The following is a 12,490-nucleotide window of genomic DNA, read 5'->3' on the forward strand; positions in this document are numbered from 1 at the left end:
CGACAGCTTTGTCCTACAGCCAAGGAGTGCGCCGCGTGTCTTCCCTCTTCCCCGCCCTGGCGGACGGTCCGGGCGAGCGCAGCGAGATGGGGGTCCCCCCGGACGAAGTCCGGGGGAGGGTCGCCCTGCGGTTCGGCGAACGGTCGTTGACCTACGGCTCGCTCGCGGGCGCCGCCGGCGCGCTGGCCGCTCGGCTGCGGGGTGCCGGCCGCGTCGCCGTGTGGGCGACGCCGGAGCTGGAGACCGCCGTCGCGGTGACCGGTGTGCTGCTCGCCGGTGCGGCCGCGGTGCCGCTGAACCCGAAGTCGGGCGAGAAGGAGCTGGCGCACATCCTCTCCGACAGCGCCCCCGCTCTCGTGCTCGCCGCGCCCGGCGCCGAACTGCCCGCCGTGCTCCATGACCTGGCACGGCTGGACGTGGACGCGTCCGGCACCGGCACCGTCCCGGCCGAGGAGTTCTCCGAGGCCGACCCGGCGCTGGTCGTCTACACCTCCGGCACCACCGGCCCGCCCAAGGGCGCGGTCATCCCGCGCCGGGCCCTCGCCGCGACCCTGGACGCGCTGGCCGACGCCTGGCAGTGGACGGCCGGGGATGTGCTGGTGCACGGGCTGCCGCTGTTCCATGTGCACGGGCTCGTGCTGGGCGTCCTCGGCCCGCTGCGGCGCGGCGGGTCGGTGCGGCACCTGGGCCGGTTCAGCACCGAGGGCGTGGCCCGGGAGCTGACCGACGGCGCGACCATGCTGTTCGGGGTGCCGACCATGTACCACCGCATCGCCGAGGCCCTCCCGGACGACCCGGAGCTGGCCGAGGCGCTGGGCCGGGCCCGGCTGCTGGTCTCAGGTTCGGCGGCGCTGCCGGTGCACGACCACGAGCGGATCGCGGCGGCGACCGGCCGGCGGGTGATCGAGCGGTACGGCATGACGGAGACGCTGATGAACACCAGCGTGCGGGCCGACGGGGAGGCCCGCGCGGGCACCGTGGGTGTGCCGCTGCCGGGGGTCGAACTGCGGCTGGTGGAGGAGGACGGCTCGGAACTGGCCGGCTACGACGGGGAGACCGTCGGCGAGATCCAGGTGCGGGGCCCGAACCTGTTCACCGAGTACCTCAACCGGCCCGACGCGACCGCCGCCGCGTTCACCGCCGACGGCTGGTTCCGCACCGGTGACATGGCGGTGCGGGAGGCCGACGGATACGTCCGGATCGTCGGGCGCAAGGCCACCGACCTGATCAAGAGCGGCGGTTACAAGATCGGGGCGGGCGAGATCGAGAACGCGCTGCTGGAGCACCCGGGGGTGCGGGAAGCGGCGGTCACCGGGGAGCCGGACGCGGACCTGGGCGAGCGGATCGTGGCCTGGATCGTCCCGGCGGACCCGCGGTCCGTGCCCGCCGCCGAGGAGCTGGCCGATCACGTGGCCGGGCGGCTGGCCCCGCACAAGCGCCCGCGCGTGGTCCACTACCTGGACGCCCTCCCCCGCAACGACATGGGGAAGATCATGAAGCGGGCACTGGTGGCCGATGCCTGAGCGGCTGTCGGCGCGCGAGATCCTGGCCCTGGTCACGGACGGGTCGAGCTTCGACGAACTGCCCTGCGCCATAAGGGAGCCGAAGCCCGACGGCCCCCTCGGCTGGCAGGGCTACGACGCCTCGCGGGCCCGGGCCGCCGCGCGCACCGGCGAGGAGGAGTCCGTCGTCTGCGGCACCGCGAGCGTCGCGGGCACCCGGGCCGTGCTGATCGCGTTCGAGTTCGGCTTCCTCGGCGGCTCCCTGGGCGAGCGCACCGGCGACCGGCTGGAGGCGGCGTACGCACATGCCCGGGCACACCGGCTGCCGATCGTGCCCCTGGTCGCCACCGGCGGCAGCCGGATGCAGGAGGGCATGCTCGCGCTGACCCAACTCCAGCGGGTGGCCCGCCAGTCGGTGCTCACCCGGGAGGCGGGCCTGCCGCAGATCGCCGTCCTGCGGGACCCGACGACGGGCGGCGGCTGGGCCACCCTGGGCGCAGGAGCCGATGTGATCCTGGCGCTGTCCGGGGCCCAGGTGGGCTTCGCGGGCTCCCGGGTGCGCCCGCCGGACGCCGACCCGGCGGCCTATACCGCGCAGGCGCAGGTGGCGGCGGGTTCGGCAGACGCGGTGGTCCCCCTGGAGGAGCTGCGGGAGACCCTGGGGGTGTGGCTGCGGCTGCTCACCGCCCCGGCGCGGGAGCAACCCGCGGAGCAGGAGCACGCGCAGGCGCCCCGGGAGAACCCTGCCGAGCCGGGGCCCGCGCAGGGGCCTCGGGAGAGCTCTGCCGAGCCGGGGCCCACGCAGGAGGACCGGGAGAGCCCTGCCGGGCAGATTCCACCGCGGGAGACCCGGGAGCGGTCCGTCGAGCAGGGGCCCGCGCGGGAGACCGGCATGGCGACGGCCCGCGCGAGGAAGGTCCACGTCGAGGAGGTGCCGGCGCCGTGCGCCCTCGGCGCGAGTGCCGGCCTCCCCGGCACCGGCTGGGAAGCCGTCGTACGCGCCCGTTCCCCCGAACGCCCGCGCGCGCACGCCTACCTGGACGCCTGCTTCACCCGCCGGGTGGCCATCTCCGGTGACCGCTGCGGCGGCACCGACCCGGACGGCATGCTCTGCGGGTTCGGCGAGCGGGACGGCCGTACCGTGGCGTACGCGGCGCAGACCGGGACGGCGACCCGGCCCGCGGGATACCGCACCGCGGCGCGGCTGATCCGGCTCGCGGACCGGCTCGGGATCCCGGTGCTGACGCTGGTGGACACGCCGGGTGCCGCCAATGACGCCGAGGCGGAGCGGCAGGGGGCCGGGGCGGCGATCGCGGAGGTGTTCGGCGCGGTGGCCGCCGCCCGGGTCCCGGTCACCACGCTCGTCATCGGCGAGGGCGGCTCCGGCGGGGCGCTCGCACTGGCCGCGCCCGGCAACACCTGGGCCACGCCGGACAGTTACTTCTCGGTGATCGCCCCGGAACTCGCGGCGGCGATCCTCAAGCGTCCGCCCGGGGAGGTGGAGGCGACCGCGGGGCAGCTGCGTATCCGGCCGCAGGACCTGGTGGAGCTGGGGGTGGTCCGGGGCGTCGTCGGGACCGCCGGCCACCCCCGCTCCTGAGCTACCGCACCCCCACCGCCCGGACGATCTCCTGGGTCACCGTGCCGCCCCTGTCGTCGTGGGCCGAGGCCCGCAGGGAGACGTGCTCGGCATCGCGAGGCACGGTCAGCGTGCCGTGCCAGGAGGCGCCCCGGCCGGCGGTCAGGCGGACCGTGTGCCAGGTCGTGCCGTCGTCGTACGACACCTCCAGCGTGCCGCCGCCGAGGGTCCCGGTGCCGGCCGCGCCCGCCACGTACGCGGCGCCGAGCCCGACGGGTGTCCGCTGCCCGCCGCGCACCCGGCCGGCGAGGTCGGTGTCCACGTCGAAGGCGAGGTTGATCAGCGGCAGGTAGGTCCAGTGGTCCTCCGGGGTGGCCGCCGACCGGAAGGTCCACTCGCTGTGGCCCCGGGTGGCGAGCGGCCAGTGGCCGGCGTCCAGGGCGGTGTCGGTGACCACCTTGTAGGTGTGCTCGTCGGCGGGGGCGTCCCAGACGTAGACGCCGGAGCTCGTGCGCCGGTCGACCTGGGTGCCGTCGAGGTAGACGGCGGTGGTCTGGCTCATCCCGCTGTCCTCGCTCCACACGTCGCCGAAGCCGGTGTGGTCCGGCCCCGAGTCGCCCCAGCCCGGTGTGTTCAACTGGATCTGGTTACCGGCGCGTTGCTGCCCCCAGCCCAGCCCGGTGCCGAGCCACGGGTGCCACACGGGACGGAACCAGTCCAGCTCCGGCCGCGATCCGCCCTCGTAGCGCACCAGCCCGCTGCGTTCCTCCAGCGCCCCGTCCCGGGCGGTGACGGACTCGTGCCAGAGCTGGCCGGGGCCGGTGGAGACGTAGTCGGTGCGTTCGGCGGGCAGGTCGACGCGTTCCTGGAAGCCGAGGCCGATCGGGAAGGTGCCGGTGATCGAGTACCGGAACTCGCCGCCGCTCACCGGCTGCGGGGAGTGGAACCCGACGTGCACGGCGGAGAGTTGGCGTCCGGTGGGGGCATAGGTGAGGTCCCGGTCCGGGATCGCGCCCCGGTGGCCCTCCGACAGGTCGTACACGTACGGCGCGTCACGGGTGCCGGTCATGTCGACGTGTCCCGCCGAGCGCAGCCGGGCCGCGTCCCCCTTGCTCACCGTGGCGATCTGCAGCGGCCGTTCGGCGTCGTCGTCCGTGCCCCACCAGGCCATCAGCCGGCCCGGCGCGTCGTCCGTCACGAACAGCGCCCTGGCGCCCGCGTCCTGGGCGGCCCCGGCCAGCGCGGCCGGGTCGGCGCCGTCGGCGAGGTGGGCGAGCACCGCCTTGCCCGCCACCCCGGTGAACGGGCCGTCCCCGACGTCGGCCAGCGGCAGCCTGGTACGCCCCTCGATCAGCGTGCCGCCCGCCTGTACGGTCGCCTCGCCGACCCCCCTGACCTCCAGCAGCGGCTTGGCCAGCCGCCACACGGTCCGGTACTCGAAGCCGCCCCGGGTGACCTTCCGGGTGGGCGCGGCGAAGACGCTGTCGTAGGTCAGGGGCACCTGGACCGCGCCGAACAGGTCGGCGCCGTTGGCGGTGCGGTCGTACTCCATGAGCAGCTGGCGGGTCTCGGTGCGCCGGTCGACGTCGGCCTTGACCTCCCGCAGTGCCCGCCCGTCCAGGGTGATGTCGCGGTCCCGGTCCAGGGTGATCTCGGGGGCGGCGAGGAAGCCGAGGCCGAGCGAGTCGGCGCCGTGGCTGCCGCGCACGTCGAGGAAGGAGGTCAGGCTGTAGGTGCCGGGCTTCAGGCGCAGCTTCAGGGTGCCGGAGCCGCCGACGTGCGCGGGCTGGGCGTCCTCGCCCGCGGCGAGCCGCTGCACGGTGAGGTCGGCGCCGGCGGGCGCGCCGTCGCGGTCCTTGACGTGCACCGTGAGCGTGTACCGCTCCTCCTCCTTGACCAGCCCGAACACGGTGTGTGCGAGCGGGGTGCCGTCCGCGCCCGAGGCCACGATCTGCCCGCTGGTCTCCCCCACCGGTGCCTTGGACCCGTCACCGGTGACGGTGGTGGACGCGGTGCCGTGCGCCGGGACGGTGAGGGTGGAGTCGGCGAGGGTGGCGACCTGGTCCGGACCGCCCTGGACGGAGAGCTTCACCGGGATGTCCCGGTCGGAGGAGTTGCGGTAGGTGAGGGTCCGGGTGACCGGCTCATTCGCCTCGTACGGCCAGCTGTAGAAGCCTAGGTCGGCGCTGCCGGTGGCCGTGATGTCGGCCCGCACCGCGCCGGAGACGCTCACCCGCCCGGCACCCAGCACGTACGCGGACGCGTCGAGCCGCTCGGAGCTGGACATCAGTGCGTCCTTCAGCTTCGCGCCGGTCCAGTCGGGGTGCTCCTCGGCGAGCAGGGCGGCGGCCCCGGCGACGTGCGGGGTCGCCATGGACGTACCGCTCATGGAGGTGTAGTAGCCGCTGCCGGGGACGAGCTGGGAGCGGGCGGCGAGGATGTCGACGCCGGGCGCCGAGAGGTCGGGCTTCAGGGCGTTGTCGCCGTAGCGGGGTCCGGCGCTGGTGAAGTGGGCGGCCTGGTCGCCCGGGTCCACCGCGCCGACGGTGAGGGCCGCGTCGGCGGCGCCGGGCGAGCCGATGGAGGACGGGGCTCCGGTGTTGCCGGCGGCGACGACGAAGAGGGCGCCGGTCTCCTTGGAGAGGGTGTTCACGGCCTGGGCCATGGGATCGGTGCCGTCGCTGGCCTCGGTCGAGCCGAGGCTCATCGAGATCACCCGGGCGTGCACGTCCCGTGCCGCCCACTCCATGCCGGCGATGATCTGGGACTCGCTGCCCGAACCCTGGTCGCCGAGCACCTTGCCGACGGCGAGCGTGGCGCCGGGCGCGACCCCCTTCTCCTTGCCGTCGGAGGCGGCACCGCTGCCGCCGACGGTGGAGGTGACGTGCGTGCCGTGCCCGTTGCGGTCGGCGACCTCCTGCCCGTCGATGAAGCTCCTGGTGGCGGCGACCCGGTCCTTGAGGTCGGGGTGGCCCAGGTCGGCACCGGTGTCGAGGACGGCCACCGTGACGCCCTTGCCGGTGAGGCCGGCGTCCCAGGCGGTCTCCGTGCCGATCTGGGCGTTGCTCTCGGCCATGTCGGACTTGACGCGGCCGTCCAGCCAGACCTTGCCGACGCCGCCCCGGGTGAACGAGCGCCAGAAGGTACGCCCCCTGCCGGCCTCGACGGCGGCCGCGCCGAGGCTCGGCAGCGTCCGCGTCCGTTCGGTGCCGGCCGGTGCGACGGCGCGGGCCCCCTTCGCGTAGGTCACGATCAGCGGCAGCGTGTCCGACGCGGCGTCCGTGAACCCCTGCCGGACCAGCCCGCTCACGTCGAACAGCCGCCGGTCCAGGGTGCCGGCCCGCAGATACGGCAGCGCCTCGTCCGGTACGACGGTGATGTCACCGCCGCTCATCTGCGTCCGTACCGCGCCGGTGGCGCCCCGCGGCCGCTGCACGGCGACCGTCTTCCGTCCCTGCCCGAGGTCGGTGACGGTCACCTTGTCGCCGGTGACGAGGGTGACGGTGGCGGCGGCGTCCGGGGTGCGCCGGGCCGTGGTGGCGGCCTGCTGCGCGGCCGCCGGGGCCGCCGGCGACAGGGCGATCACGAGCCCCGCCGCAAGCAGCGCCGCCCCGTGTCTGACTGGTCCTCTGGTCATCCACGCCTCTTCTCGTGTCGAGCGCGTCGAGCGCTGGGACGAGTGTCATGTGCCCTGTGGTGCAAGGGTGTTGGCCGTCGCTGGCGGGAAGGTGTCCTGGCGGCTTCCCGCCAGCGAGGCTGCGCGGCGGGGACCGGACCGGAGACATCCCCGCCCCCGTCCGCGACAATGGACCGGCAATCTGGATCAAGAAAACGGGGGAAGGCGCCATGAACAAGCTGATGGAGTTCACGACGCAGGACGGCGCCGTCGTCGTGGTGGAGGCCTCGGACGGCATGAATGGCACCCGGCTCGTCTCCAGAGGCGAGGGGGGCGGCCCGGCGGCCCAGGCCGCCCGCACCTTCGAGAGCACCCTGGACGGGGTCCGCTCGGCGGCCCAGTCCGCGCTGCGGGTCTTCCGCGACGGCAGCCTGCGCCCCGACTCCGTGGAGCTGGAGTTCGGCGTGAAGCTGACCGCCGAGGCGGGCGCGGTCATCGCCAAGGGGGCGGCGGAGGGACAACTGGTCGTCAAACTGAGCTGGACGTCGAAGGCCGCGACCCCGGCCGACGCGGACGGCGCGGACGGCGCGGGTCCGGAGCCCACGGCCCGCTCATGAGCGACGCCGCCCGGCACGCCCGGACCGGGTACGGGGGCGCGGTCGCCGGGGCGGGTTTCCTGGTGGCGCCCCGCACGGGCTGACCTGAGCGCACGTCGTACAGGCCGGCGGGGCCTGGGCTGCCGACCGTGTCGTTCCCGACCCGTCCGGGCGGCCTCGGCGTGCCGCCCGCGGTCGTGCCCGTGGACGGGACCCGCACCCCTGTCCGGTGATCGGCTCCACCGACGTCGAGCGGCGGACGCCGGGCGGCACGGACGGCGGCCAGCGCGGGTGGCGGGCGGCGCGGACGGCGGCCAGCGCGGGTGGCGGGCAGCGCGGGCGGCGGCCAGCGCGGGTGGCGGGCAGCGCGGGTGGCGGGCAGCGCGGGTGGCGGGCAGCGCGGGTGGCGGCCAGCGCAGACGGCGGACCGAGGGCCGCGCGGGCGCCGGGCAGCCCGTTCGTCCGCATCGGCTTCCGCCTCACGCGCACATGCGTCCAACCCGTCGTCATATCTCCTGGTGCCGCGCCTCTCCTGCGCGCCGCGCAGACCCTGTCACGCAAACCCCCCGTTCAGCCGCACCCCGCCCGGCCCCCTCCAGAAGGCGCCCGCCCCCCGCGCCGCCGCAGGATGCCAGTGAGGCCCGCCGGACCAGGCGGCAGCCCAAGGCCCGCCCACCCGGGAGGATCCGCCGTGACCGTCAGTCTGGACCAGCTGAGACGCTGCCACTTCGCCGTCGACGTGGGGGCGGCGCGCACCCGGGTGTATGTGAAGGGTGCCGGTCTCGTGGTCGACCAGCCGTCGGTCGCGGCCGTGAACATCCGGACCGGGGCACTCATCGCGGTGGGCGAGTTCGCGCAGCGGATGACGGGCAAGACGCCGGGCTACATCAGGGTCGTACGGCCCATCAGCGGTGGCACGATCGTCGACATCGAGATGGCCCAGCGGATGCTGCGGCACCTGCTCGGGGACAAGATGCGCCGCTCCCTGCGCCGCAGGCCCCGGCTGCGCGCGGCGGCCTGCACCCCGCACGACGCCGACCCGGTGGCCCAGCGGGCGACGATCGAGACGCTGGTCGGGCTGGGTGCGCGGCGCGTGGAGCTGGTGGACACGCTCATCGCGGCCGCCGTGGGGTGCGGGCTGCCCGTGGAGCAGCCCGAGGCGACCATGATCATGGTGTGCGGGGCGGCGGCCACCCAGGTGGCCGTGCTCTCCCTCGGGTTCATCGTCGCCGCGGAGCGGATCCCGGTCGGCGGGGAGGCCGTCGACCATGCGATCGTGCAGCACCTGCGGCACAAGCACGCGCTGATGCTGCCCAGCCAGGCGGTACGGCCGCTGCAGGTCGCCCTGGCCGGCAACGGGCTCGCCCTGGACGGACCGACCGCGACGGAGATCCACGGGCTGGACGTGGTCACCGGGCTCGCCCGCAGTGTGCGGGTCGACACCGCCGCCGTCCGCTACGCCATCCAGACACCGCTGACCGCCGTCCTGGACGGTATCGGCAAGGTGCTGCGCGACTGCCCGCCCGACCTGGTGGCCGATCTCGCCGACCGCGGGATCATGATGGTCGGCGGCTCCGCCCTGCTGCCCGGCCTGGACCAGATGCTGCGCGAGGCGACCGGGATGCCGGTGCACATCGCGGAGCGGCCCGACGTGTGTGCCGTGGAGGGCATCGGCGCGATGCTGGAGGGCCGGATCCCGCCCCTGGTCCTGGAACGGCTGTCCGCCTGAAGCAGCCCGGCGACGGCAGGACGGTGGCGCGGCGGGCGCCGCCGTGCGGCCGCGCCGGGCGTCAGCGTGCGAGGTAGCTCCGGATGGTCGTGCCGGTCGGTCCGGTGTGCGTGCGCACCAGGTCGGAGACGTGGTTGACCAGGAGCAGGCCGCGGCCGCCGCGCTGGTCGCGGGCGGCGGGGCGGCGGCCGGCCAGCGGGTCGGTCAGGCGGCCCCGGTCGCGGACCTGACACAGCACGTACCCGCCCTCGGCCCACACGGTGAGCGTGCCCGTCCCGCCGCCGTGCAGCACGCTGTTGGTGGTCAGCTCGGAGGTGATCAGGGTCAGGTCCTCCAGGCGCAGGCCGCTGAGGCCGAGCCGGGCGCCGTGCACGGTGGCGAGGCGCCGGGCGGAGGGCAGCGAGTCGTCGTCGAAGACCAGTGCGAGGACGCCGGGGCCGGTGCCGGGGGCGGAGGGCAGCGGCTCGTTGTAGTGGGCGACGACGCCCTCGGGGTCGTAGGTCTCGCTGGGCCGGTGCGTGCCGGCGCCGGGCGGGATGACGACCGGGTGGGTGGCGTGGGCGTCGGCGAGCGCCCGTGCGTCCAGGCGGGCGGTGTCGTAGGGGCACAGGACGGTGGCCCTGCGGCCCTGGAACGCGGTGTTGATCAGCGCCTCGTGCTGGGCGCAGGCGGGGTACTCGGCGGCGCTGCGGCCCGCCCAGACGGGCTCGCCGATGATGTGGACCCGGCGGCCGGCCGGCTGGGTGTCGGCGAAGGCGCAGAGCACGCCGGGGATGATCCGGGCGGGGTTGCGCCCGGCCTCGCGCATGTCCAGGAACCGTACGGCGTCCGCGTCCGCGCCCAGCGCGTCCCGGATCAGCCGCAGGTTCTCGCCGGGGACGGCGACCGCGACCGGTTCGCCGGCGGCCAGCGCGCCGCGGACGAAGGGCACCGTGCCCGCCAGGTACTGCTCGGCGTCCTCGTAGAAGAGGGCGGGGTGGACGAAGGGGTCGGCCGTCGGGGGCCGGGCCGGCTCCGGGACACTCACGCCGTCTCCCAGCTTCGCATGAACACAGGTGCCCAGTATGCGCCTTGTCCGTCCCCCGCCGGGTGTAGGCCCGGGAGCCCGGGGCAGGCGAGGAGCGAGCCGGCGAGGACCGATACCGACACAGGGGGGAGACATGAACTCAGCGGCACGAGCACCGCACACCGGGCGGCTGGACGCGCTGGTCGTCGGCGGCCGGACCGAGGCGGGCCGGGCCCTGCTCGACGCGCGCGGAGAGCTGGTCCTCGGCTGCACGGACACACTGGCCGCGGCCCTGTCCGCCCTGCCGGCGGGAGTCGGCCGGGTGGAGCTGGACGTGACGGGGGTGTCCTTCATGGACACGGCAGGCCTGGAGTCGCTGGACGTGCTGAGCGGGTACGGGCACCGGCGCGGTGTACCGGTCGCGGCCACGGGCTGGCGGGGCCAGCCGCGCCGGATCCTGGAGCTCGTGGGCCTGGACGCCGTCGATCCGCTGCGCACACCGCTGCCCGCCGAGCCGCCCGTCCGTACCGCCTCCGCGGTGGCCCGGGAGCGGGCGGAGCAGCTGCACGGGCTGCGGGTGGAGATCGAGCAGTTGCGTCAGGCGATCGTCTCCCGCCCGGTGATCGACCAGGCGCGCGGCATTCTGATGGCCGCTCATGCGTGCGGTGCCGAGCGGGCGTGGGACATCCTGCGGGAGGCCTCCCAGCGGTCCAACACCAAGCTGCGCGACGTGGCGGCGGCCGTCGTCGCGAGCGCGGCACCGGACGGCCCCGTGCCGCCCGGAAACCTGCGGACGGCACTGCGTGCGGCGGTCTCCCTGCACACCCATGACGGGTGATCAGTAGGGCAGGATGCGCCCGGAGGGCGTCCTGCGGTCGATCTCCTGCCCGCGCGGGGCGGCGGGCCGACGACTGACACGTACCCGGATCCGACGGTCCATGACGTCCTCCTCCTGCCGGCACCGCCCCGGCGGCGGCTCCTTGTAGGAGGTCCGTGCCCCGGACACGGCATGTCCAAGCCAGGTCCGGCCAAGTCGTATGCCATGTCCGCCGGTTGACGAGGACCGCAGAACCCGACGGGCCGCGGTGAGCACGAGGCACCCGGCACCCGGCACCCGGCACCCGGCCCGAGGCGCTCATCGCGCTCATCGCGCTCGGCGACTCCGCGGCGCCTCAAGTCCCCTGCACGGGCAGGGTCCGTACGGGCAGGGCACCGACCCTCGGCAGGCGGACCCGGTGACGGCGTGGAAGCGGGCGCAGCAGCCTCGGTCACGTGATCCGGAGCCGGAGCCGGTGCGGGGGTTCGTCGTCCCGCCCGAGCCCTGAGAGCCGCACTCGCGGCTTCGGGCGACGCCCCGCCGACCGGGTCCGCTTCACGTCGTGATCGTCCGGCATGCGGGCCGACAGCGGGCCGGATGAGGATCTCCGGCGTGTCGCTCCTCGCGTCCGGTCCTCGGGGGGCGCAAAGTCAGCGCAGGTGAAAACGTTCCTGCGCCAACTCGCAGTGGTGGGGCGGGTGGGACTCGAACCCACGGCCGACGGATTATGAGTCCGCTGCTCTAACCGGCTGAGCTACCGCCCCATAGCGGCGTGTCGCGTACAAGTGTGCGCGCCGTCTGCCGCAGCATAGCCGCTCATACGATCTCCTGCTTCGGATGGTCGGCTTCTGCGCTGCTTCCTGACCTTGAGGACTTCGCCGCGTCCGCGCCGGTTCCCGCGCATATGAAAAAGGACCCCGTCGGGGTCCTCGTTCAGCGTGCTCCCCCGACTGGACTCGAACCAGTAACCTGCCGGTTAACAGCCGGCTGCTCTGCCAATTGAGCTACGGAGGATCGAAGCTCCCCCGACTGGACTCGAACCAGTAACCTGCCGGTTAACAGCCGGCTGCTCTGCCAATTGAGCTACGGAGGATCGCTTCGTTGCATCGAACGTACCTCCCTGGGTATTCGCCAGGGGGCGGGCGCTCGCTGCGACACATACATTAGCGCAAGCAGGGGGGTGCTCCGCCAATCGGTACTCCCAGGCCCCGACGCCACACCAGAGACCTACGCAACGGAAGGGTGGCAACCATGCGCTACCGGCTCACATTCGTCGCCGGACTGGCCCTCGGTTACGTACTCGGCACGCGGGCCGGACGCGAGCGTTACGAGCAGCTGAAGAAGTCCGCCCGCCGGATCGCCCAGAACCCCGCGGTCCGCAACACCGCCGAGACGGCCGCCCAGCAGGGCCGCGTCTACGCCGGCAAGGCCTTCCACACGGTCAGCGACAAGGTCGGCGACCGGGTCCCGGCATCCGTCGCCGACCGCGTCCGTTCCCTGCGGGAGCGCACCGTCAACGGAACGGAAGAGGACGACTGGGGCACCAGCAACACCTAGGGGGACCGGTGAGCACGGGATCACCGCTCCGGCCTCAGGGGCGCGGGACCGTGCCGGGGCGCGGAACCGTACCGCTGTGCGGGGCCGC

General features: G+C 74.6%; 8 protein-coding genes and 3 tRNA genes. 6 read left to right on the forward strand and 5 right to left on the reverse strand.

The features are described from left to right. Positions 1 to 35 precede the first annotated feature (35 nt). Both ACZ7P3_RS07895 and ACZ7P3_RS07900 read left to right on the forward strand, forming a co-directional pair. Positions 36 to 1,523, forward strand: a complete 1,488-nt coding sequence (locus ACZ7P3_RS07895) for an acyl-CoA synthetase (RefSeq protein ID WP_472079761.1) — start codon at positions 36 to 38, stop codon at positions 1,521 to 1,523. Next, a complete protein-coding gene (locus ACZ7P3_RS07900; RefSeq protein ID WP_472079762.1) occupies positions 1,516 to 3,102 on the forward strand; it encodes a carboxyl transferase domain-containing protein in 1,587 nt (528 codons plus the stop codon). Before ACZ7P3_RS07895 ends, ACZ7P3_RS07900 begins: the two co-directional genes overlap by 8 nt. A 1-nt stretch (position 3,103) precedes the next feature. Here the strand turns inward: ACZ7P3_RS07900 and ACZ7P3_RS07905 are convergent, their stop codons facing one another. Further along, positions 3,104 to 6,718, reverse strand: a complete 3,615-nt coding sequence (locus tag ACZ7P3_RS07905) for a S8 family serine peptidase (RefSeq protein ID WP_472079764.1) — start codon at positions 6,716 to 6,718, stop codon at positions 3,104 to 3,106. A 209-nt stretch (positions 6,719 to 6,927) separates the two neighbouring features. Here ACZ7P3_RS07905 and ACZ7P3_RS07910 point away from each other — a divergent pair, with 209 nt between their 5' ends. Then, on the forward strand, positions 6,928 to 7,314 hold the full coding sequence (locus tag ACZ7P3_RS07910; RefSeq protein ID WP_472079765.1) for a CU044_2847 family protein: 387 nt from the start codon (positions 6,928 to 6,930) through the stop codon (positions 7,312 to 7,314). A gap of 670 nt (positions 7,315 to 7,984) precedes the next feature. Continuing rightward, positions 7,985 to 9,022, forward strand: coding sequence for a rod shape-determining protein (locus tag ACZ7P3_RS07915; RefSeq protein ID WP_472079766.1), 1,038 nt, complete (start codon positions 7,985 to 7,987; stop codon positions 9,020 to 9,022). A 61-nt stretch (positions 9,023 to 9,083) separates the two neighbouring features. Here the strand turns inward: ACZ7P3_RS07915 and ACZ7P3_RS07920 are convergent, their stop codons facing one another. Next, a complete protein-coding gene (locus tag ACZ7P3_RS07920) occupies positions 9,084 to 10,049 on the reverse strand; it encodes an anti-sigma factor RsbA family regulatory protein (protein WP_472079767.1) in 966 nt (321 codons plus the stop codon). Between the two features lie 133 nt (positions 10,050 to 10,182). Between ACZ7P3_RS07920 and ACZ7P3_RS07925 the strand changes: the two genes are divergently transcribed. Continuing rightward, the gene (locus tag ACZ7P3_RS07925; protein WP_472079769.1) at positions 10,183 to 10,866 is read left to right on the forward strand and encodes an ANTAR domain-containing response regulator; all 684 of its coding nucleotides are present in this window, start codon (positions 10,183 to 10,185) and stop codon (positions 10,864 to 10,866) included. A gap of 666 nt (positions 10,867 to 11,532) precedes the next feature. On the opposite strand, the gene ACZ7P3_RS07930 is transcribed toward ACZ7P3_RS07925, so the two are convergent. From ACZ7P3_RS07930 to ACZ7P3_RS07940, 3 genes are all read right to left on the reverse strand, one after another. Then, positions 11,533 to 11,609, reverse strand: a tRNA-Ile gene (locus tag ACZ7P3_RS07930). A gap of 177 nt (positions 11,610 to 11,786) precedes the next feature. Continuing rightward, a tRNA-Asn gene (locus ACZ7P3_RS07935) sits at positions 11,787 to 11,859 on the reverse strand. Positions 11,860 to 11,865: 6 nt separating this feature from the next. Next, positions 11,866 to 11,938: transfer RNA gene (locus ACZ7P3_RS07940), tRNA-Asn, on the reverse strand. 158 nt (positions 11,939 to 12,096) lie between these two features. Between ACZ7P3_RS07940 and ACZ7P3_RS07945 the strand changes: the two genes are divergently transcribed. Next, positions 12,097 to 12,402 (forward strand): YtxH domain-containing protein, encoded by a 306-nt coding sequence (locus ACZ7P3_RS07945; protein ID WP_472079771.1) that lies wholly within the window; start codon positions 12,097 to 12,099, stop codon positions 12,400 to 12,402. The last annotated feature ends 88 nt before the right edge of the window (positions 12,403 to 12,490 follow it).

The sequence above is a fragment of the Streptomyces sp. NPDC107581 genome (assembly GCF_055657175.1).